This is a genomic window from Streptomyces sp. NBC_01275, assembly GCF_026340655.1.
Lineage (GTDB): Bacteria > Actinomycetota > Actinomycetes > Streptomycetales > Streptomycetaceae > Streptomyces.
The window spans coordinates 8,807,079-8,828,667 of sequence record NZ_JAPEOZ010000001.1; the positions used below are offsets into that span (position 1 = coordinate 8,807,079).

At 70.2% G+C, this 21,589-nt stretch carries 19 protein-coding genes and 1 pseudogene; 15 read left to right on the forward strand and 5 right to left on the reverse strand.

What is annotated here, in order from left to right:
- Nucleotides 1-127 precede the first annotated feature (127 nt).
- Nucleotides 128-1,003: a DUF6585 family protein gene (locus tag OG562_RS38665; protein ID WP_323187604.1), complete on the reverse strand. Its 876-nt coding sequence runs from the start codon at nt 1,001-1,003 to the stop codon at nt 128-130.
- Between OG562_RS38665 and OG562_RS38670 the strand changes: the two genes are divergently transcribed.
- From OG562_RS38670 to OG562_RS38685, 4 genes are all read left to right on the forward strand, one after another.
- Nucleotides 1,002-2,045 (forward strand): tyrosine-type recombinase/integrase, encoded by a 1,044-nt coding sequence (locus OG562_RS38670; protein WP_266406316.1) that lies wholly within the window; start codon nt 1,002-1,004, stop codon nt 2,043-2,045. The two genes, OG562_RS38665 and OG562_RS38670, sit on opposite strands and share 2 nt — an antisense overlap.
- Nucleotides 2,042-4,336: a site-specific integrase gene (locus OG562_RS38675; protein WP_266406317.1), complete on the forward strand. Its 2,295-nt coding sequence runs from the start codon at nt 2,042-2,044 to the stop codon at nt 4,334-4,336. Before OG562_RS38670 ends, OG562_RS38675 begins: the two co-directional genes overlap by 4 nt.
- Before the next feature lie 154 nt (nt 4,337-4,490).
- Nucleotides 4,491-5,048, forward strand: coding sequence for a helix-turn-helix domain-containing protein (locus OG562_RS38680; protein ID WP_266406318.1), 558 nt, complete (start codon nt 4,491-4,493; stop codon nt 5,046-5,048).
- Between the two features lie 66 nt (nt 5,049-5,114).
- Nucleotides 5,115-5,570 carry a MarR family winged helix-turn-helix transcriptional regulator gene (locus tag OG562_RS38685; RefSeq protein ID WP_266406320.1) on the forward strand — a complete coding sequence of 152 codons (456 nt, stop codon included), beginning with the start codon at nt 5,115-5,117 and terminating at the stop codon, nt 5,568-5,570.
- A 182-nt stretch (nt 5,571-5,752) separates the two neighbouring features.
- Here OG562_RS38685 and OG562_RS38690 read toward each other — a convergent pair whose 3' ends face one another.
- The gene (locus tag OG562_RS38690; protein WP_266406321.1) at nt 5,753-6,124 is read right to left on the reverse strand and encodes a helix-turn-helix domain-containing protein; all 372 of its coding nucleotides are present in this window, start codon (nt 6,122-6,124) and stop codon (nt 5,753-5,755) included.
- An 83-nt stretch (nt 6,125-6,207) separates the two neighbouring features.
- On the opposite strand from OG562_RS38690, the gene OG562_RS38695 reads away from it, so the two are divergent.
- Together OG562_RS38695 and OG562_RS38700 are read left to right on the forward strand one after the other, a co-directional pair.
- The gene (locus OG562_RS38695) at nt 6,208-7,116 is read left to right on the forward strand and encodes an NAD(P)-dependent oxidoreductase (RefSeq protein ID WP_266406323.1); all 909 of its coding nucleotides are present in this window, start codon (nt 6,208-6,210) and stop codon (nt 7,114-7,116) included.
- Between the two features lie 311 nt (nt 7,117-7,427).
- Nucleotides 7,428-7,634, forward strand: a complete 207-nt coding sequence (locus OG562_RS38700) for a hypothetical protein (RefSeq protein WP_266406324.1) — start codon at nt 7,428-7,430, stop codon at nt 7,632-7,634.
- 23 nt (nt 7,635-7,657) lie between these two features.
- Here OG562_RS38700 and OG562_RS38705 read toward each other — a convergent pair whose 3' ends face one another.
- Complete coding sequence (locus tag OG562_RS38705) at nt 7,658-8,314, reverse strand: TetR/AcrR family transcriptional regulator (protein ID WP_266406325.1); 657 nt, start codon at nt 8,312-8,314, stop codon at nt 7,658-7,660.
- A 76-nt stretch (nt 8,315-8,390) separates the two neighbouring features.
- Between OG562_RS38705 and OG562_RS38710 the strand changes: the two genes are divergently transcribed.
- The 4 genes and pseudogenes from OG562_RS38710 (at nt 8,391) to OG562_RS38725 (ending at nt 11,404) form a co-directional block, all read left to right on the forward strand.
- The gene (locus OG562_RS38710; protein WP_266406327.1) at nt 8,391-9,083 is read left to right on the forward strand and encodes an NAD(P)-dependent oxidoreductase; all 693 of its coding nucleotides are present in this window, start codon (nt 8,391-8,393) and stop codon (nt 9,081-9,083) included.
- Nucleotides 9,080-9,484: a pyridoxamine 5'-phosphate oxidase family protein gene (locus OG562_RS38715; protein WP_266406329.1), complete on the forward strand. Its 405-nt coding sequence runs from the start codon at nt 9,080-9,082 to the stop codon at nt 9,482-9,484. The genes OG562_RS38710 and OG562_RS38715 overlap by 4 nt, the downstream gene beginning before the upstream one ends.
- Nucleotides 9,485-9,515: 31 nt before the next feature.
- Nucleotides 9,516-10,387 (forward strand): annotated as a pseudogene (locus tag OG562_RS38720) (haloalkane dehalogenase).
- A 327-nt stretch (nt 10,388-10,714) separates the two neighbouring features.
- Nucleotides 10,715-11,404: a recombinase family protein gene (locus OG562_RS38725; protein WP_353962841.1), complete on the forward strand. Its 690-nt coding sequence runs from the start codon at nt 10,715-10,717 to the stop codon at nt 11,402-11,404.
- A gap of 266 nt (nt 11,405-11,670) precedes the next feature.
- Here the strand turns inward: OG562_RS38725 and OG562_RS38730 are convergent, their stop codons facing one another.
- Entirely contained in the window at nt 11,671-11,832 is a 162-nt protein-coding gene (locus OG562_RS38730; protein WP_266406331.1) for a hypothetical protein, read from the reverse strand.
- Between the two features lie 242 nt (nt 11,833-12,074).
- On the opposite strand from OG562_RS38730, the gene OG562_RS38735 reads away from it, so the two are divergent.
- The 3 genes from OG562_RS38735 to OG562_RS38745 all read left to right on the forward strand — a co-directional run bounded on the left by OG562_RS38735 (nt 12,075) and on the right by OG562_RS38745 (nt 17,337).
- The gene (locus tag OG562_RS38735) at nt 12,075-13,949 is read left to right on the forward strand and encodes a WD40 repeat domain-containing protein (protein WP_266406333.1); all 1,875 of its coding nucleotides are present in this window, start codon (nt 12,075-12,077) and stop codon (nt 13,947-13,949) included.
- Between the two features lie 130 nt (nt 13,950-14,079).
- Entirely contained in the window at nt 14,080-16,317 is a 2,238-nt protein-coding gene (locus OG562_RS38740; protein ID WP_266406335.1) for a WD40 repeat domain-containing protein, read from the forward strand.
- 381 nt (nt 16,318-16,698) lie between these two features.
- A complete protein-coding gene (locus OG562_RS38745) occupies nt 16,699-17,337 on the forward strand; it encodes a DUF4232 domain-containing protein (protein WP_266406337.1) in 639 nt (212 codons plus the stop codon).
- On the opposite strand, the gene OG562_RS38750 is transcribed toward OG562_RS38745, so the two are convergent.
- Entirely contained in the window at nt 17,318-17,905 is a 588-nt protein-coding gene (locus tag OG562_RS38750; RefSeq protein ID WP_266406339.1) for a PadR family transcriptional regulator, read from the reverse strand. The genes OG562_RS38745 and OG562_RS38750 overlap by 20 nt on opposite strands.
- A 75-nt stretch (nt 17,906-17,980) precedes the next feature.
- On the opposite strand from OG562_RS38750, the gene OG562_RS38755 reads away from it, so the two are divergent.
- Together OG562_RS38755 and OG562_RS38760 are read left to right on the forward strand one after the other, a co-directional pair.
- Nucleotides 17,981-18,658 carry an ABC transporter ATP-binding protein gene (locus OG562_RS38755; RefSeq protein ID WP_266406341.1) on the forward strand — a complete coding sequence of 226 codons (678 nt, stop codon included), beginning with the start codon at nt 17,981-17,983 and terminating at the stop codon, nt 18,656-18,658.
- A gap of 5 nt (nt 18,659-18,663) precedes the next feature.
- On the forward strand, nt 18,664-21,486 hold the full coding sequence (locus OG562_RS38760; RefSeq protein WP_266406343.1) for an FtsX-like permease family protein: 2,823 nt from the start codon (nt 18,664-18,666) through the stop codon (nt 21,484-21,486).
- Nucleotides 21,487-21,589 lie beyond the last annotated feature (103 nt).

Consider the following 21,589-nt stretch of genomic DNA (forward strand, 5'->3'; position numbering starts at 1 on the left):
CGCGCCCGGGTGCGGCAGACCAACGGCGTCACCACCAGAGCTAGGCGCAGTCCCGCACGTATCGCCCGAGTTGCGAGGCGCACTTTCGCGGGACGGCCGACGCACAATGCAGAAGTTCGGCCGAGCGTCAGGCGGCGGACTGCTTGTGCAGGCTGTGGGCGACCGCCAGGAACAGGTGCAGGTTCGTGATGTCCTTGGCGTGGTTGTGGGACCAGCGGACGGGGTCGCCCGAGGAGTCGGTGGTCATGATGCGGACCAGGCCGCCCGCGGCACGGACCTCCCTGACCTTCGGCCAGGGCAGGCTCCCCTTCCCGGGGGCGCTTACGGCCGTGCGGGAGAGCGAGAGCGCTCCGAACGGGACCGTGCCGCCCTCGCGAAGCGTCTCCAGCACGGCCGGTCCCTGTGCGCGCACCACCGCGTCCTGCATCCGGGGACCCCAGATGTCGGGATCCTCGTAGAACTCCGTGATCCGCACCGATCCATGGCCGGGGGCGCCTGCCGAGTAGACGTACTTGGTCGGCGCGGGGACGCCATTGATGACCAGCTGGGTGATTTCCTGCTGGAGGCGCAGGGAGTCCCAGCGCAGGGCGACCGGATCGCCGCCGGACGGCGGGTGCACGACCAGCCCCTCCTCGAACAGGTGCAGCCGCTGGGCGGCCCGCTTCCGGCTGAAGTCGGGGAAGCGGCGCATGGCGAACCAGTAGTACAGCAGCCCGGGGACCAGGAACAACGGCATGAGCATGAGGCAGTTGAAGACATTCTCTCTGGTTTGTAGGTGCGTCGTGCACTGTCGCGTCACCCACAAGAGGGCTGCTGTGTACGACGGTTCGCGTCGCCGTGTCGTGCACGTCGGGGTTGTCGTTGAAGGTCCGTGGCTCATCAGGTGATCTCCGGAAGGCTCCGTCCCTTCGCTGTACGCATGCCGTCGGGTCAGCGGTACTGGACCGTGCTGGATGAGGACCGGCTGGCACCCGTACCGGCGGCGGACGAGTTTTTGCGGCATGCGCTTCGGTCGTGATCAGGCCGAGTCGACGACGCGTACATACGCCGGGGCGGTCGCGCTCTACCTGACGTGGTGCGGGTGCACCGGCCGGGACTGGACGACGGCCGCGGGTCGCCTGGGCGCCTTCATGTTCTGGCTGCGGCACTCGCCCGGCGACGGCACTCCGGTGGTGGCCGGGCCCGGGAGCGAACCGGTCCGCGGGCCGCGCCGGATCAATACCGTGCTGGCCGGCGTCCGTGAGTTCCTCGCGCACGCCACGACGCTGGGAACGGTGCCCACGTTCGTGCTGTCCCAGCTCTACGAGGTCGCCGACGACCGTGACCTGCCGGTGCAGGCCCGCGGCGAGGGCAGCGGGCTGCGCTACTACGCCAAGGCCCGGCACCGGGCCGCCGAGCCGGTTGGGCCGGTCGGCCGCGCCAGCGACGAGGACGTCCTCGCTCTGCTGCGGGCCTGCCGCTCGGCCCGGGACCGGTTCATCGTCCTGTTGCTGGCCAGGGCGGGACTGCGTCGCAGCGAGGCCGTGGGCCTTCGGCGCGAAGACATCCACTTCGTCCTGGACGCCAGCGTGCTGGGCTGTCGGATTCCCGGCTCTCACCTGCACGTGGTGCGCCGGGACAACGACAACGGCGCCTGGGCGAAGTCGAAGCGTTCGCGCGCCGTCCCGGTCGACTTCCTGCTGGTCCAGGCTTACGACCAGTACGTCGTCGAACGGGACGCCTGCCGCGAGGCCCGCAACAGCGACTTCGTGCTGGTGAACCTGTTCCGAGCGCCGCTGGGGGCACCCATGCCGCCCGGCGCCCTGAACGACCTGTTCAGCCGGCTCTCGCGCAGGGCCGGACTGGCCGACGGCGTTCATCCCCACGCCCTGCGGCACGGATTTGCCAGCAACGCCGCCGACGCCGGCGCCGTCCTGGACGAGATCGCCGATCTGCTCGGCCACGCGAACGCCTCCAGCTCCGAGGTCTACCTGCACCCTGACCCGCAACGCCTGCGGTCCGCCGTCGAGCGGGTCGGCGCTCTCGCTCCCGGGAGGAACGGATGACCACGGCCCTGCAACTGGTGCCCGCTCCCGCATCGGATCTGCTGCCTGCCCGCGCGAAACGGCTGCGCGCTCTGATCCGGCCGGAGACGCTGGACGTTCTGAACTGGGACGAGAAGTCCCGGATCCTTCGGCCCTCACCGGACCACCCTTTCCTCGACATGAATGTCTGCGCCCGTTCCGGCTGCTGGGCAGCAGCCCGGAAGACGGACCTGGGGTTGTGCTCGGCCTGCCGCGGCAGCTGGAAGCGGAGCGGCAAAACGCCGGAGGACTTCCTGGCGACCGAGCCAAAACAGATCAGCAACATCTCGGGCGGGTGCGCGGTCGCGAAGTGCCGGCGCCCCTGGACGTCGTCCCGCACGCAGATGTGCATGCGGCACCGCGAGTTGTTCACGAGGCTGGGGCGTCCGCCGCTGGAAGAGTTCTTCGCCGACCCGCGCGTTCGCCCGCTGCCGGGCTTCGGCCTGTGCTCGGTGGACGCCTGCCACCGGCACCAGGCGAACAGCTCCAACGCGTTCTGCCCTCCCCACTGGGTGAGGTGGCAGGAGGCACAGGTCCCCGACGCTGATTTCGAGACGTGGTGCCGCACCGAGCCCGGCACGGCGGAGTCCACCGCGCTGAGCCTGCGCGGTCTGCCGGTCCTGGTGACCGCCGAGATCCTCTATGTCCTCCAGGCCCGCACGGACGCCGAGGTCAAGACCCCGCCCGTCCTGCTGCGAGGCGTCGTCCGGCACCTCCGCGAGCAACGCGTCGAGCAGTTCGACGACGTCCAGGTGCCCCGCAACACCCATCTCGCCGGCATGGCCAACCGCATGCGCCGCACACTCGCGGCCGCCGTCTCCACGCCGGAGCTGGAACAGATCAAGGACGTCTGGAACATGGGCGCCTTCGGACTGGGCCAGTGGCGCAAGATGGACTTCACACCGTTGCGCCAGGAGTGGATGCGCCGGGCCTGCAAGACGTGGGTGCTGGACGAGATCCCCCGCCGTTACGGCAAGAACATCCCCAACAGCCTCTCCGACATGATCCTCTGCGTTCGTTACCTCTCGCAGAGTCTGGTCCGGTCCCGGCAGGACGGCGGAGCGGACATGGCCGCGCTCGGCCGAAGCGACATCGAGGCGTTCGCGCAGTACGTGACTCATCTGGCGCACACCGGCGAGATCAGCGCCTTCCGCCGCACGACGATCTGCCGTTTCACCGGCCGGTTCCTGCGTGAGATCCGCGACCTGGGTCTGACCCGGCCCGGCGAGATCCTCGCTGAGCTGCCCGACGACTTCGCGCTGAGAAGACATGACATGCCCCCGGTCATCACCGAGGAAGGACCGGGCAGGGCCCTGCCGAAGGAGATCCTCAGCCAGCTCTGCGAGCGACTGCCCACCCTCGACCAGATCCGCGACGGCAGCGACGACGCTCGCGCCGCCATCGAGGTCCTCGTCGACACCGGTCGGCGCCCCGACGAGATCGGGTGCCTGCCCTGGGACTGCCTGGAGACCGACGAACACGGCAAATCCGTGCTCGTCTACACCGACTTCAAGAACAACCGCATCGGCTGCCGCCTGCCGATCCCGGACTCCACCGCAGAAATCATCGTCCGGCAGAAGAAGACCATCCGCGCACGCTTCCCAGACACCGAGCTTTCCAAGCTGGTCCTCTTCCCCCGGCCCCGACAGAACTCCGAGGGCACCCAGCCGTTCCGGATGCAGCACATCGGCAACGTCCACCGCCGCTGGGTCAACGCCATGCCCCCATTGCTGCTGGCTGACGGCACCGAGTTCCCCAAGCTGGAAGTCGTGCCCTACTCCTACCGGCACTCCTACGCCCAACGACACGCCGACGCCGGAACCCTCCCCGATGTGCTCCGTGAGCTCATGGGCCACAGATCGTTGCAAACTACACAAACCTACTATCGGGTGACCGAGAAGCGGACCCGGTCCGCGGTCGACAAACTCGTCTCGCACCAATTCGACCGGCACGGCAACCGGATCTGGACCCAGGCCCGCCGGCTCCTGGAGCACGAGCACGCCCGCCTGCGGATCGGCCAAGTGTCCGTCCCCTACGGGATCTGCGTCGAGCCGAGCAACGTCAAGGCCGGCGGCCACGGTTGCCCGTTCCGGTTCCGCTGCGTCGGCTGCGACCATTTCCGCACCGACCCGTCGTACTTGCCGGAGCTGCGGACCTACCTCGACACTCTGCTCCGGGATCGCGAACGCCTGGCCGCAGCAACCGACTTGGACGCTGGGCCCGCACCGAGGCGACTCCCTCAGAGGAGGAAATCAAGCGCATCCGCACACTGATCCGCCGCGTCGAGACCGACCTGGACGGGCTCACGGACGACGAACGCGAGCAGATCACGGAGGCCACGCGGACGCTGCGCAAGACCCGCGCTGTCTCCCTGGGCGTGCCCGCCATCCACCCGCCGGAGCCGGGCCTGCGGCTGGAGCGTGACGCGTGAGCTCATCACCGGACCACCTGGCCCGAGCACGGGCAGCGGACTCCGACCGGCGGCGGACCCGTGTCCTCAAGGTCCTCGACAAGCTGGCCGCGGACGGCGAGGAGATCACCGTCTCCTCCGTTGCCCGCGCCGCCGGCGTCCACCGCAGCCTGATCCACCGGCATGGTGACCTGCACGCGGCCGTCCTCGCCCGCGCTTCCGAGCCGACGCCCGGCACGGCGACCGGGACGCAGGTCAGCCGCCAGTCGCTGCTGGCCGACGTCGCAAATCTGACGGCCCGCAACGGTCGTCTGTCCGCGCACATCACCCGGCTTGAACGGCGGCTCTCCGAGGCGCTGGGACAGTCTGTCTGGGAAGCCTCCGGCCTCGGCGCCCCGGCTGACGTCGAGACGCTCACACGCCGCAACACCGAGCTCGAACAGCAGATCCTCGACCTCCGCGCTGAACTCGTCGAACGGGGCGAGGACCTCGAAGCCGCCCGCGCCGCGAACCGGGAACTCATGGCCCAGATCAACAGTCGCTCGACCAGAAAATCCGGCATCACGAAAGGCTAGGTGTGGCGGCGTGGGGCGCTGTTGACGCCTATATGCAGCGCGGCGCCTCGCAGCATTCAGCCCTCGATGTCAGAGTTCCTGGACCTGCACGGCAGAACGTCGAAGGTGCTCCGGGCCCTGGCCGACGCGGCCATGCGACGCCATGGGCTGCACGTCGGACAGAACTACCTGCTCGCGGTGCTGTGGGAGCGGGACGGCAGCACGCCCGGCGAGGTCGCCGCCGCGCTGAACGTCACGACACCCACCGTCGTCAAGATGGCTGACCGGATGACTACGGCCGGGCTGCTAACCCGTCGCCGTGACGACCGGGACAACCGCCTCGTCCGGCTCTGGCTCACCGACCCGGGGCGTGCCCTGCAGAAACCGGTCGAGGCCGAACGGCGGTTGATCGAGGAGAAGGTCACCGCAGATCTCACCGAGACCGAACGCGAAGCCCTCCTGAACGCCCTGGCGAAGGTCCACAAGGCAGCGAGCGAGCTGTTGAGCGACCCCATCGATTATGGCGACTCGGCCATCACCTGACACTCCCCGCTCCCTGTCTGACCAGATCCGACAAGTACGAAGACAGCTTCCTGCCCACCGACGACTTCCTTGATCCCCCAAGGATGCCTTGGACTGCCCGATCGGCCGCTGCCTCGCCATCGCGAGAACCCACACACAATCTGGCTCCCGTCAACCCTCGAAGGACTTCCGGAGCCGACCACTTAGCCGTGCGAGGTCTCGGCTACGTCGACCACTTCGAAGCCTTGGCGACGCATCCGTTCACCTCCCCAGGCGCCGAGCGGCCCGAGCGCTTGATTGAGCGTGCGTCCGTGCTCGGTCAGGGAGTACTCCACCCGTGGCGGCACCTGGGCATAGACCTCCCGGTGCACGAGTCCGTCTTCCTCCATCTCACGCAGGTGCTGGGTCAGCATCTTCTCGCTCACTCCCGGCAGACCGCGACGGAGCTCGGCGAAGCGGCGCACACGATGGGCGTCAAGTTCCCAGAGGATCAGTCCCTTCCACTTGCCGCTCACCACGTCGAGCGCAGCGTCGATGCCGCAGATGTAAGGCCCGCATCTCGGCGCCTTGGCCATCACTGATCCCCTTACGAAAAGGTAAGTACCGCAGAAAATAGTGGGTACTTCCGAGAGTAGTGGCACTCTCCGAGCATGGAGGGGTGAACGAACAACAGAACCACACCACCAGGCAAGACAGCGCTGTCACCGTGATCGGGCTTGGCCCGATGGGCCAGGCGATGACCCGTACCCTCCTCACCGCCGGCCACCCGGTCACCGTCTGGAACCGCACCGCCGGCCGGGCCGACGGCGTCGTCGCCGACGGAGCAACGCTGGCGGCAACACCTGGCGAGGCGGTCGAAGCGAGTGACCTCGTGCTCCTCAGCCTCACCGACTACCAGGCGATGTACGACATCCTCGACAGCGCCACCGCATCACTCGCCGGCCGAACGCTGGTCAACCTGAGCTCGGACACGCCCGACCGCACACGCAAGGCAGCATCCTGGGCGGCGGGCCACGACGCCGCCTTCCTCACCGGTGGTGTCATGGTCCCGGCGCCGATGGTCGGCACGGAGGCGGCCCATGTCTACTACAGCGGCCCCGACGAAGTGATGGAGAACCACCGGGCGGCGTTGGCACCACTCGGCACACCAAAGTATCTGGGCGCGGATCCGGGCCTCGCCCAGATGATGTATCAAGCCCAGCTCGCGGTGTTCCTCACCACCCTGTCCGCGCTGATGCACGCCACCGCGATGCTGGGCACCGCAGGAATGCAGGCCAAGGAAACACTGCCGGAGTTGCTCTCCTCCGCCGACTCGATCGGCGCCATCCTGAGGGCCGGCGAAGAGACCCCAGGCGCCGCGCTGGACGCCGGAGAGCATCCCGGCGACCTCAGCACGGTCACCATGATGGGCGCGACGTCCGACCACATCGTCGAGACCAGCACGTCACTCGGCCTCGACCTCGCGCTCCCCCTGGCCGTGCAGGCCCACTACCGGCGCGCAATCGAGAACGGACACGGCAGCGACAACTGGACCCGCATCATCGACAGCATCCGAGGACCGCGCTGACCAACCGCGGGACCGATGAAAACACACCCCGCCGCGACTCCACCCAGACCTCACTGGCTACTTGGGGTGCCGGTAAGAACCGTGTCACCAGCCGCAAACGGCGGTGATCTTCCGAGAGTGTCACCCGTGTGGGTGAGTCCGGGGCCGTACGGCTGCGGTCAGTGAGGCTCTGCGGGGACGATCGGCGATCGTGGCCCGTACTCCGCGCTCGCTGCGGCGACCAACACGGCGGAACTGCCCCGGCCCTCCAGGTCAGAGGACTGACCACCGCCGTTTGCGGCTGGTGACAGCGTTCTTACCGGCACCCCGAGATGGAGCGCACCTTCACCGCCGAACGCGCTGCCCACGCCCGCGCCGTCGCAGAAGCAGCCGGCCGCCGCGTCGGCCGCCCCGTCGCCCACCCCACCGACAAGATCGAGTACGCGCGCCTGCTCAAGGCCCAGGGCAGCAGCTACGGGGAGATCAGCACCAAGACCGGCATCCCGAAAACCTCCCTGCACCGCTACCTACAGGGGTAGCCGCACCGGATGGGCCGAGATGGTCAAGGCCGGACGGCGCCTTCACCGGAGGTCGGCGAGCCCCGACGGCCCGCTCTGGTGGTTGCCACGGTGCGCGGCCTCGGGGTCAGTGCCGCGCGCAGCGCCGGGGTGAGGATGTGCCGGGTCTCGGACGGGGTGAGGGCGGCGGGAGTGGGGAGGGGGTTGAGGTAGCGGGTGTAGATGAGGCCGCCGAGGATCGTCACCACGGCCGTGGCGCGGGCGGTTGCGTCCCGGCCGCCGAGAAATTCAACAAGCCGGGCCAGCAGCTCGCGTTCCAGGTATTCGCGGATCACCTCGGCGGCCTCCTCGCCCTGGGTGGTGAGCTGTACGAAGTCGGCGTCCTCCCACAGGTCCGTCACCGCGTCGATCAGGCGATCGGGGAGGGTGGCCGGGTCGCCGCCGAGGACGTCGTCCACCGCCAGCGCATTGGCGCACTGGAACTGCATCACATCCGCGAACAGGCTTTTCTTCGAGCCGAAGTGGTACGCGATCAGCGCCGGGTCGACCCCGGCGGCCCCGGCCACCGCGCGCAGAGTGGTGCCCCGGTAGCCGCGCTCCAGGAACAGCGCTCGGGCCTCCGAGACGATCGACTCGCGGGTCGGCGGGTTGCCGCGGGGGCGGCCTCGGGTGCGGGCGGGGGCAGGGGCGGCGTTATTCATCAGCGTTGAGCCTGCTTTTCGTGATCGGCACAGTCAAGGGCGTTCCGGTAACCACATGAAGGGATGACCCGACGCCATGCGTATCGCAGTCTTCGGCGCCAATGGACCGACCGGCCGCCACCTCACCGACCAGGCCCTTGCCGCCGGCCACGAGGTCGTCGCCGTGACCCGCCGCCCCGGCTCCCTCCCCACGCGGCCCGGCCTCGCTGTGGCCGTCGCCGACGCCACCGACCCGGCGGCTGTCGACGCCGCGATCGGCGGGACGGACGCCGTCCTCTCCGCATTGGGCGCGCGCTTCAGCAAGGAGACCATCACCACGTACTCGGCGAGCGCCACGGCCATCACCGGGGCCATGCCCCGCCACGGCATCAAGCGCCTGCTCGCCGTCAGCTCCAGCATCGCCGACCCGAACTGGCGTCCCACCGGCGCGCACTTCTTCAACCACGTGCTCGACCCGCTGGTGAACCGACGCCTCGGCCGCACCCTCCACGAGGACATGCGCCGCATGGAGGCCGTGATCCGTCAGACGGACCTCGACTGGACCCTCGTCCGGCCCTCGGGCCTCTTCGGGCACCCCGTCGTCACGGACTACCACACCGCCGAGACCAGCGCCGACGGCGTCTTCACCGCCCGTGCCGACCTCGCCGCGAGCATGCTGCGCGAACTGGAGGAGCGGCGGTACGTCCGTACGGCCATGGGCGTCATCACCACGGCTGTGAAGCCGAACATCGCCAAGCTGATCTGGAACGAGGGCGTGAAGAAGAAGTGAGCCGGGCGACCGTCGAACTCCCGGCCGCCACACGGGCGTTCCTCGCTCGCCCCCACACGGCCACCCTCACCACCCTCCGCCCCGACGGTACCCCGCACGTAACCCCTGTCCGCTTCACCTTCGACGCGGCCACCGGCCTGGTCCGGGTGACCACCCGGGCGGGAGCGCGCAAGGCCCGGAACGTGGTGGCGGGCGGCCCGACGGCCCGTGTCGCGCTCTGCCAGGCGGACGGCTTCCGCTGGGTCACCCTCGAAGGCCGTGCCGCCGTCACCGACGACCCCGCGCGCCTGGCCGAGGCGGTCCGCCGCTACACCATCCGCTACCGCGCGGCCCCGCCCGCCCCGCTGGACCTGGTCGTCGTCGAAATCACCGTCGACCGGGTCCTGAGCCTCAACCTCTGAATCCCCGTCCTGAAAGCGAAGTGACACCGCCGTGCCCAACCTCCCCGTCCTCGACTCCACCCTCCACTACCGCGAGTCCGGCGACCCCGACGGGCTGCCGTTCGTCTTCCTTCACGGCAACCCCACCTCCTCCCACCTGTGGCGGAACGTCCTGCCGGGTGTGGCCGCGCCCGGCCGCCGCCTTCTGGCCCCCGATCTCATCGGCATGGGCGACTCCGGCAAGCCCGACCTCGCCTACTCCTTCGACGACCACGCCCGCTACCTCGACGCCTGGTTCGACGCCCTCGGCCTTGCCGAGGCCGTCCTCGTCGGCCACGACTGGGGCGGCGCGCTCGCCTTCGACCGCGCCGCCCGCCTCCCGGGCCGTGTCCGCGGCCTCGCCTTCACCGAGACAATCGTCAAGCCGCTGGTCGGTAACGAATTCCCGGCGGCCGGGCGGGAGTTGTTCACCCTCCTGCGCACACCCGGGGTGGGCGAGGAGATGATCCTGGAGAAGTCCATGTTCATCGAAGGGCTCCCGGACACGCTCGCCACCCCGCTCGATCCTGCCGACCTGGACGTTTACCGCCGCCCCTTCCCGAGCCCGCACAGCCGCCGTCCGGTACTGGCGTGGACGCGCATGATGCCGCTGACGCCGAGCCCGCCGACATCGTGGCCCGCGTCGAGCACTACGACGCCTGGCTGGCCGCCAGCCCCGAAGTCCCCAAGCTGCTCGCCGCGTTCGAGCCGGGCCCGGGCGCGATGACCGACCAAGGGGCCGTGGCCTGGTGCGAGGAGAACATCGCGGGCCTGGAGGTCTCCCGCCACGGCCTCGCCAGCCACCACTCCCCGGAGGACCGCCCCGAGGAGCTGGCCGCGGCGATCCACGACTGGGCCGACCGCCACGGGCTGGCGCGCCAGTAGGTGTCCTCGATCACGATGGTGCCGATCGTTCCCCCGGCAGGCTGGACTGCCGCTGACGGATGTACGCGCCGCGATCGCCGTCACCATCCAACGCAGCGAACGGGACCTGTCGGACGCCCCGCACGCGTGACGACAACGACGCCATGCCGAAATGACTGTTCAATCAACGCACGGTCTCACGCAGGTGACTTCGGACATCAGCGCGGCCGACTCCGAAAGCCGACAGGCGCGCGACCGGATCGACGCCGGATGATGCCCATAAAACGGTGTCAAAAAGTCGATGTGCTCAAGAACTTGAGGAGCATCCTTTTCTGTACGATCTGACAGGTGCAGCCACCCCAGGATGACGACGCCGCCGATCTCCTCGCCCCCGTTCCGGCCGTACGGACCGGCGGCCTCGTGGGATACGCACGCGTGTCCACCAAGGGGCAGTTGCTCGACCGGCAGATCCACGCACTCACCGAAGCGGGATGCATCCGGATCTTCGCCGACAAGAAGTCCGGCAAGAACGCCGAACGCGAGGAGCTGTGGAAGGCCCTCGACTTCCTGCGCGAGGGCGACACCCTCGTCGTCCCGTCGCTGGACCGGCTCGGCCGCTCCATCCAGGATCTCATCGCGATCGTGTCCGGCCTGAGCAAGCGCGGCATCGGGTTCACCTCGCTGCACGAGGCGCTCGACACGACCACGCCCGGCGGGCGCCTGGTCTTCCACGTGTTCGCGGCCCTGGCGGAGTTCATCCGCGAACTCATCGTGCAGGGCACCAACGAGGGCCTGGACGCCGCCCGCGCCCGCGGCGCCCGGCTCGGCCGCCCGCCGGCGATGACCGAGGAGCAGGTACGTCACGCCCGCGACCTACTCGCCCGCCCGGAGAACACCGTCACCTCGATCGCGAAGCTCCTCGGCGTCTCCCGCAACACCATCTACAACTACGTGCCCGAACTGAAGGGTGGTCGCCTCGCGCTCGCTGCGGCGACCAACACGGCGGAACTGCCCCGGCCCTCCAGGTCAGAGGACTGACCACCGCCGTTTGCGGCTGGTGACAGCGTTCTTACCGGCACCCCTACTTGCGCCACCCCTTCATGCACTCAGCGATCGACGAGTTCTCACGGCTGGCCTGTACCGAGGAGCTCGCATCCGGGGCTGCCGGACTCGCGGGGAGCACGTATTCGCCGTATGCAGCTCATCACTGGGGCCACCCATCCCTGTGCGGCATTTCCCGGTCAAGCGCCGCTGCTGTTGCTGTCCGCGACAGATGTCGCGGACAGCAACAGCCTGCCGACCTGCTAGAACCTCTGGCGCCACCCGGGGACCCCGAGAGAAAGCACGTGGGCGGCGTACGCCGCCCGACGGAGGCGCTTCGGTGCGAACACGCCCTGGAGCGCCCCCAGCCGATGGCGGGCGGCCAGGTCGGCGACCTCGGGCGACGCGGGGATGGGTGGAGTCATGAGGACGAGCCTCCGAGCCGCGTCCATACGTGACAACCGTGGATCTACGTAAGTCGGTTACGTATCCTCCGCGCGCCGGTTGCCGGCCCGCCGGGTCGGTGTCGGTGGGGCCGGTTACCGTACCGGTCATGTCTGATGCTCATCGGGATTACGGCACACGAGAACTGACCCCGGTATGGGAGAGACCGGCGGGCCGGGTGCGGCCTTCGGCGACGTTGCGTGGATTCAGGGGCGGTTTGGGCGTGGCGGTCGTCGTGCCCGTCGGGGACGACCGCGTCCTGCTGGCCGTGTCAGGCGATGACGAAGAAGACGACGTGGTGCGGCTGTGGGACCCGGTGACCGGCGAGCAGGTGGGCGGCCCCCTGCGGGAGAACTCGAAACACGGTGGGCTTGTCGTGGCGATGGCGGCCCTGCCGTTCGCCGACGGACACACCCGGCTTGCCACGGCGCACTACGACGAGGACGACGACGGGCATGTGGTGTACCTGTGGGACACGGTCACCGGCGAGCAGGTAGGTGGGCCGCTGCCGGGCCCGGAACTCGCGTCGAATCTGGTCGCCGTACCCACGCCGGACGGGCGGAACCTGCTGGCCATCACCCCCCACGACGAGGAAGGGGTGTGGCTGTGGGACGCGGCCACAGCCGAGCGGGCCGTCGGTCCGCTGAGCGCCCCGGCCGATGTGGACGGCCCGAGCGCGATGACGGCGGTGACGCTCGCCGACGGCCGCACGCTGCTGGCCACCGCCCACGGGCACGGGGAGGGCGCCGTGGTGTGCCTGTGGGACCCGGTGACGGGCGAGCTGGTTCAGACACTGCTGTGCCCGCACGAGGACGAGGGCTGGCCGAGCGGACTGGCGGCGGTGCCGCTGCCCGACGGAGGCCGACTGCTGGCCTTGTCCTTCAATGACGACGATCACGAGACGGTGCGACTGTGGGATGTGGCAACCGGTGCTCCGGTCGGCGGGCCCATCACCGGTTCCGGGCTGCGTCCCGTCCCCATGGCCGACGGGACGACACTGCTGTCGATCGGGTCGGGACTGTGGGACCCGGCATCCGGGCGGCGAATCGGTGACCTGGGGACGAACCGTGTCCCCGCCGCAGTGGCAGCGGTTCCGTTGCCGGGCGGCCCCACACTGCTCGCGGGAGAAGTGCCCAGTGGTGCGGTCTGGTTGTGGGATCCCACCGCAGTGGAGCCGCCGACCGAGCCGGGGGAAGTCGGCTGGGACGGCCTTGTGGCACCTGTGACGGTCCCCGACGGGCGAACGCTGCTCGCCACCCGCAGCGACACCGCTGTCTGGCTGTGGGACCTGCGCACCGGCGAAGCCGCCGGGCGGCTTCACACCGGTGATACGGATGTCCTCACGGCGATGGCGGCCGCGCCTCTGCCGGACGGGCGCACCGTTCTCGTCACCGGCCACAGGAGCGGCGCCCTCCAGTCATGGGATCTGGCGACGGGCGGGCTGGTCGGTTCGCTGCCGCCCGGCCGCACCAGCGCGATCCGCACCATGGTGCCGATCGCGTCGCCCGACGGACGCATCCTCATGGCCACCGGTAGTCAGTCGGGCATCATCCTTCTTCGCGACCCCGAGACCTGCGAGACCGCGAGTGATGTTTTCAACCGGCCCGACCGACCGCCGCTGACACTGGCCTGCGTTCCGATGCCGGACGGACGCACTCTCCTGGCAAGCAGCGAAGCCACCCCCGCCCGGGGCGGCACGAGGGCGGTCCGGCTGTGGGACCCGGCCACGGGTCTACCGGTCGGCGCCCCCTTCGAGAACCACCGGCACGTGGAGCACCTCGCGGCGCTGCCCTTGGCAGAGCGCCGGACGCTCCTGGCAGTTCGGGACTTCGACGGCTCGATCCGCGTCTGGGACACCGACAGCCGTCAACTCGTGGGCGAACTCACCGGCGGGCCGATGGCCGCGATCGCCCCGTCCGGCGGGCACCCCCTGCTGGCCGTCGCCAGGCGGGGCGCGATCGAGCTATGGGATCCCCTGACCTGCCGATGGGTGGGCTCCCGTCTTGTGGAGCGACCGATCACGGCCCTGGCCGGTGTCGGGTCGAGCCTGATCGTCGGTTGTACCGACGGTGTTGGCGTCGTCGCCGTCGTCGGCTGAAATGTGCAGAGCCGCGCTCCGGAGTCGGTGTGCACACCCTGCGCGACTGTCCCGGCCACCGGCTCCGCAGGATCACGCGGAGAAACGGCGGCCCCGGCAACGCACGTGAACTCAGAGCCCGCGCGGAGGCGTGGGGCGCAAGGATCGGTCAGGTCTTGCCGCTACTGGAGTTTGCTGTGGTGTGTGCGGCGAGGCGGGTGGGGCGGTTACGGTGCCGATCATGTCTGGTGATCTCCAAAGCGATGGTCCGGCCCGTGAGGTTGCTGCGGTGGGCGGGCGGTTGACCGATCCGGGGTGGCTGGTGAACGGCGACCCGGAGCAGGTCCTGGCGGCGTTGGACGGCGCTGCCGGGCGGGAGGAGCTATCGGCGGCTGCCGTGTACCGGGCGTCAGGGCATGTACACCGTGACGCCGGTGCGGGCGTGCGGCGGCAGGTACTGGCGCTGGACGCTGCCCGGTATGGAGACCGGGAGCTGGCGAGAGACCTCGCCAGGGTGGCAGCCCGGCAGGAAACCGACAGCCCCTGGGTCGTGCAGTGGGCGACCGGTACCGGCCTGGACTCCCGGTTGCGGTATGCGTTGCCTGCGCCGGCCGAGGTGCGTGTGGTGGCGACCGTGGTCGTGGAGGGGCGTGGACTCGCTGTCGCCGGTTGCGCGGACGGCACGCTGCACTGGTGGGATCTGGCAACGGGCAGGAAGCTCGGCAAGGCCGTGACCGGGCACACCGGCGCGGTGCGTGCTCTGACGACGGCGGTGCTGGACGGCCGTCCCGTTGCCGTGACCGGTGGCTCCGACGGGACGGTCCGGGTGTGGGACCTCGCGGAGGGAGAACTGGTCGGTGCGTTCGGCCCGAACGACGACTCCTGGGTCCACTCGCTCGCCACCGGACTGGTCGAGGGCCGGCCGGTCGTGGTCGGCGGCGGCGCCGACGGCGTGGTGCGGGTGTGGGACCTTGCCGCCCTCCCCCGGCGCGGTGAGCTCTTGTCCATTCACACCGGCACCGTGAGTGCTCTGGCGACGGCGGTGCTGGACGGCCGCCCCGTCGCCGTCACCGGCCATTCCCACGGAACCGTCCGGGTGTGGGACCTGAACACGGGACAGGAGTACGGCGCCCGGAGCGACCACGGCGAGGAGCCCGGCATGGTCACCGACCCGGCCTCCGACCGCCCGACGGCCGCCGGCAGCGACGGTGACGGGGAGGTACGCGTCTGCGTCACCCTGGAGGTCAACGCCATGACGCATGTCCTGGCAACGGACCCGACGTCCGAGTGCCCGACGGCCTTGAGCGCCGACGCCTACGAGGTGCGCATCTGGAACCTGGCCACGGGCGAGCAGGTCGGTGAGCCCGTGCCGGCCGGGTTCGTGGAGGCGGCGGCCATCAGGGTGCTCCACGGCCGCCCCGCCGCCCTCGTCGGATACGGAGGGGGCCATGGACCGGTCGAGGTGTGGGATCTGTCCACCCTCAGACATCTGTACCTGCCGCTGATCGGCCACGAAGGGACCGTGCGAGGAGTGGCGACGGCGGTGGTGAAGGAGCGTCACCTCGCCGTCACCGGTGGCGACGACAGATCGGTTCGGATCTGGGACCTCGACGGTGAGAGGGAGACGGGCAGCCGGCCGACTGGTCATGCAGGGCCCGTGCAGCAGCTCACCACGGCCGTCGTGGACGGCCGTTCCGTCATCGTCACCGGCGGCTCGGACAGAAAGGTGCGGATCTGGGACCTCGACGGTGGGGGACAACTCGGTGAGCCCCTGACAGGCCACACCGGCGCCGTGGACCTGTTGACGGTGGGTCTGGTGGAGGGACGACCCACTCTCATCGCGCGCGACCGGAACGAGGCGGTGCTGATCTGGGACCTGACCACCCGGGAACAGCTGCACGGACGGTCGACGACGGAGTACACCAGTCCGTCCATCGGGTTCTTCGCGGCGCTGGAGGGCCGCTTCGTTGCCGTGACCTGGGAAGGACGTGTGTGGGACCTGACCGCGAGCGAATGGATCGGAGTGCAGCCGCAGCAAGACGGCGCCCGGGCCCTAGCCCTGGAAGCGCTCGAAGGCCGCAATGTCATCCTCGCCGGCTGCAGGACAGAAACGGTCCGCCTGTGGGACATGGCCACAGGTGAACCGATAGGGCCGCCCATGACAGGACACACCAGCCAAGCAAAAGCAGGGGCGGCGGGGATGCTGGACGGCCGCGTCGTCGTCGCCGCCGGAGGCGGCGACGGAAACGTGCGGGTATGGGATGCGACCACAGGGCAGCAGATTGGCGCGTACGCCTTTCCTGCCGGTATCAGGCGACTGGCGGTAGCGCCGGACGGGCGGCTGGTGGTCGGTTTCGGCTCGGACGTTGCGGTCCTGACCCACCGCTGATCCCTCGGTTCGAGTATCGGTTGTTCCACTCAGAGGCTGTCGGACCTATTTATGCGACGGGAATCTGCCTGATATCAGCTGCGGGCGCCCGGTCGAGACGACATGGTGTTCGCCCAGCGGCAGACCTGCATGACCGGACTCGGCGCAGGCATCGTGGACCGGCGGGATCGGCTTCGACGCGATGTCCCGCACCCCCGGCTTCGGCGCCGTTCTCATCGAACCAGGTGAGGACGGCGCCGTCCTTATGGCCGTGCTTCGGACCGTGCGCTGCCAGGCCCCGGACCGTGCGCTGACGGTCAATCCTTCTCCCGGGCTCCTCCTTAGCCTGACCGCGGCGGTCTCATGATCCGGACCGCCGCGCGGAACCCAGTCAGGAGCAGCATGCCCAGCCAACCGAGACACCCCGGACGCCGTCGAGTCCCCCTGGCCTTGGCGGCGGCCGGGGCCCTGGCCGTCGTACTGACCGCATGCACGAGCTCCGACACGGGCGGCGGTGCCACCGCCAGCGGCCCGGTCGCCGGTACCACCCCGAAGGCGAGTGCGTCGGCGACGTCCGCGGCCCCGGCCCGGCCCTCCGCGTCCCCCACGACGACCGCGCCGTCCGCCCGCTGCCGCACTGCGGACCTGCGTGCCTCCATCGGCCCGAACGACCCCGGAGCCGGTCAGGAGAACTTCGCCGTCGTCCTGACCAACGACTCCGGCCGCACCTGCACGGTCTACGGCTTTCCTGGCATCGCCTTCGTCGACGGCGCCGGCGAGGCGGTCACGCCGGATGCCGAGCGGGCCACCGGACAGGAGGAGCCGACGGTGACGCTGAAGCCCGGCGCCAGTGCGTGGTCGGCGCTGACGTTCACCAATCCGGCGGCCACCGGCGTGACCACCGTGACGCCGGCGGCCGTCCTCGTCACCCCGCCCGATGAAACCGCGTCGATCAAGGTGGCCTGGAGCGGCGGCAAGGTCTCCAACACGGGCAAGGCGTCGGTCCCGCAGGTGAGCCCGCTCAAGCAGGGCGACGGCTGACTTCCTTGGAGTCGCCGTCGGCTGCGGCCGCACCCCGGGCGGCCGTCGGCGTGAGCCGTTCGGTCGCGCCCTCCACCAGCTCCAGGTCGGCCTTGGTGTGGCCGATGGCCGCGTCCAGGAGGAGAGACACCAGCGGGTCGCCGGTGTGGGTGCGGCGCAGCCGGGTCAGCCCGGCGAGTTCGGAGAGGTAGGTCCGGCGCTGGGCCGCGACGAACGCGTCCAGCGCCTCGGCGCCGAGCGCGGAGGCGCCGAACAGCTTGAGGAACAGCTCGTCGCGGAACCCGCCCGTACGCACCCACGCACTGGTGGCCCAGTCCCGTACCTCCTCCTGCCCGGCCGGGGTGAGCCGGTAGAGGGTCTTGTCGGGACGGTCCGGCTGGGCCACCTGGGACCGGGTGACGAATCCGTCGCGGACCAGCCGGTCGAGGATCTGGTAGAGGTGGCCGATGTTGAGGCCGCCCCATTGCGGGCCGATGGCCTCCTCGAAGCGCCCCTTGAGTTCGTAACCGTGGCTCTCCCCCTCGGTCAGCAGGGCGAGCACGGCGTGGTGCAGCGGCAATGTACACACCTCCTGGATTGTGACAATGTACCGCTGCATTGTCACAATGCAGGAGGAGCGGCAGTGAGTGTGAGGTTGAGGGGCGTGACCCGCAGGTATCCGGGGCTGGTCGCCCTGGACGCCGTCGATCTGGAGATCGGCGACGGCGAGGCGGTCGCGGTCACCGGCCCGTCGGGGTCCGGGAAGTCCACCGTGCTGCACCTGGTCGGCGGCATGGACCGGCCCGACGAGGGCTCGATCGAGGTCGACGGCGAAGAGCTGACGGCACGTCGACTGGACGCGCACCGGCGCAGGATCGGGTTCGTCTTCCAGCGCTTCCATCTGCTGCCCGCGCTCACCGTGCTGGACAACGTGCTCGCGCCGGTGCTGCCCCGCCGGGTGGACTTCGACCGACGTGCACGTGCCATGGAACTCCTGGAGGCGGTGGGCCTCGCCGCCCGCGCCGACGCGCTGCCGTCCGAACTCTCCGGCGGCCAGCAGCAACGGGTCGCGACAGCCCGGGCGTTGATCAACCGCCCGGGCCTGCTGCTCGCGGACGAGCCGACCGGCAACCTCGACAGTGCGACCGGCCGGGAGATCATCGACCTGCTGCTCTCCCTGCGCGAGCGCTACGGCATGACCCTGCTGCTCACCACCCACGACCCCGAGGTCGCCGTGAGCTGCGACCGGATCGTCCGGCTGCACGACGGCCGGATCGTCGCCGACGAGCGACTCGCCCCCGACGACGACGTGTTCGACCGGCTCGGAGGTCTGCGCCCGTGATCGCCATGATCCTGTCTCAGCTGTGGCGCCGCCGCTCCCGCGCCCTCGCGCTCGCCTCGGGCATCCTGGTCGCCGCCACCAGTTTCACCCTGCTCACCTCGACGGTCACCACCAGCCAGGCCCGCACCACCGGCCTCGTCGAGGACAGCTCCCGCTCCGCCTACGACATCCTGGTCCGCCCGCCGGGCACCGGTGCCGACGTCGAGAAGGAACGGGGCCTGGTCGAGGCCAATTTCCTGTCCGGCGTCTTCGGCGGCATCACCCTCGGCCAGTACGAACGCATCAAGTCCTTCGCCGGTGTCGAGACCGCCGCACCGGTCGCCAACATCGGCTACCTCATGGTGCAGAGCACGGTCCCGGTCGACGTCTCCGCCTTCCGCGACAGCGACGCGCCCGCCCAACTCCTGCGCCTCACTCCGACGTTGAAGGCCGGGCTGGGCAGCTACCCGATGGCCGACCAGTACGTCTACCTCACCCGCAACCCGATCGTCACGTACAAGAAGTGGAACGAGGCCGACAACACCTGGCCCGACCTCCAGCACGAGATCGACGGCGACAAGAAGTACGCGGTGTGCTGGTTCTACAACGAGGACAAGAGGGGGGACACATTCGACAACCTGGGTGAGCGGCTGCCTCAGCCCCTCTTCCAGTGGAACCGCACTCCAAAGACGGCGTTCACCCCCGACGCCCGCTCGCAGATGACGTGCGTACCGGGCGACGGCAGGGCCACGGCCCAGGTGCCGGTCGCCTTCCCGGTGCTGCTGTCGGCGATCGACCCGGTCGCGGAGGACGAGTTGGTGGGCCTGGGCTCCACGGTCACCTCGGGCCGGATGCTCACCGAGAAGGACCGGCCCTTCTGGGGGCCCGACTCCTTCGACCTCGACCCGGTGGAATCCCGACGTCAGCACGACTGGCAGGTCCCGGTCATGCTCAGCAGCCGCGCCCTCACCGCCGGCGCCCTGAAGGCCACCGTGAAGCAGCTCGACGTCGATGATCCCACCGGCCTCGCCGCCAAGCTGAGCAGCCCGCGGGCGCACGACTACGTCAACGGCCTGAAGGGCACGGACCTGGGCACGGCGAGCGCCGACCTCGGCACGGGCTTCCGCTCCATCGCGAGTGCCGACGACTTCGAGGCGCCGGTGTACTGGACCGTCGGCCCCGTCGACTACCGCGTCACGAAGGACGGTCTCACCGCACGCACCCGGCCCGCCCAGCCGCCCGGGCTGTGGAAGACCAACTGGGAGGACGACACGTTGGGCCTGGTGGGCTACGTCCCGGAGGAGAACCTGGGCACCCAGTTCCGCGAGGTCACCGCCCACGCCTCCACGACCTGCATGAACACGCAGAACTGCGACTACAAGGACGCCGGCCGCGGCGCCACGCCGATCCTGAACATCGTCGGCCGCTACGACACCGACAAGCTGCGCGGCTTCTCCACCCTCTCCCAGGTCCCCCTGGAGACCTACCGGTCCCCCCAGGTCACCGGCGCCGACGCGGCCTCCCGGGCCGCCCTCGGCGACCAGCCGCTGCGCCCCGACCGCAACCTCGGCGGCTACCTCAGCCCGCCGCCCACCCTGCTCACCACCCTCGACTCGCTCTCCGTCATCACCCACAGCCGCAGAAAGCCCACCGCACAGGAGAAGGCGCCCGTCAGCGCCATCCGCATCCGGGTGGCCGGAGTGACCGGCGTCGACCCCGCCTCCCGCGCCCGCGTCAACGCCGTCGCCGGACAGATCCGCACCGCCTACCCCAAGCTCCAGGTGGACGTCACCGTCGGCAGCTCGCCCGCCCCGCAGACCGTCGCGCTGCCGAGGGACGTCAGGGTCACCGAGTACTGGGTCGCCAAGGGCGTCGCCCTGCGGATCCTGCGGGCCGTGGACACCAAGAGCGCGGTGCTGTTCGGCCTGGTCCTGGTGGTCTGCGGGCTTTTCCTCGCGCAGGCCGCCCTGGCCTCCGTACGTTCACGCCGGACCGAGATCGGCACTCTGCGCTGCGTCGGCTGGAGCGCGCCGGAGATTCTCCGCCTCATCCTCGGCGAACTCGCGGTGATCGGGCTCGCCGCGGGCGCCCTCGGCGCCCTCCTCGCCTACGGCCTGGGCGCCCTGCTCGGCCTGCCCACCTCCGCGACGAAGGCGGCCCTCGTGCTGCCCGTCGCCCTGTTGCTCGCGCTGACCGCGGGCGTGCTGCCCGCCTGGCGGGCGACCCGGGTGCAGCCGCTGGACGCGGTCACACCCCCGGTCACCGGCACCCGCCGGGCGGTCGCCGTCCGCTCGGTGATCGGCCTCGCGCTGCGCAACCTGCTGCGTGCCCCCGGCCGGACTGTGCTGGGAGCGGCCGGTCTGGCCCTCGGCGTGGCCGCGTTCACCGTGCTGCTCTCCCTCACCCTCGCCTTCCGCGGCCAAGTGGCCGGCTCGCTCCTCGGCAACGCCGTCGTCGCCCAGGCCCGCACTGCCGACTACCTCAGCGTCGCCCTGTCGCTGCTGCTCGGCGCGGCCGGCGCCGTGGACGTCCTGGTCCTCTCCCAGCGGGAGCGGGCCGCCGACCTCGCCGTGCTCGGCGCCACCGGCTGGTCGAGGCGCGAACTCGGCCGGCTCGCCCTGTACGAGGGCGCCGGCCTCGCCCTGCTGGGCGGCCTCACCGGAGCTGTCGCGGGACTGGCCACGGTTCTGATGATCGGTCAGGGACTGTGGGAAGGACGGCTGTGGACGATGACGGGGGCCGCGCTCCTGGCGGCCCTGGCCGGGGTCGTCCTGGTCTGCGGTGTGCTCTCCTTCCCGATCCGGGCCATGTCCCGTATCGCGCCTGCCCAGCTGCTGGCGAGGGAGTGAGCGGCCGTCAGCAGCTGGGGTTGCGCCACACTCCCGGCTTCCGTCTCGCCTCCGCCTTGACGACGGCTTCGGCCCCCGAGGGGGTGTCGGTCTTCGACGTGGT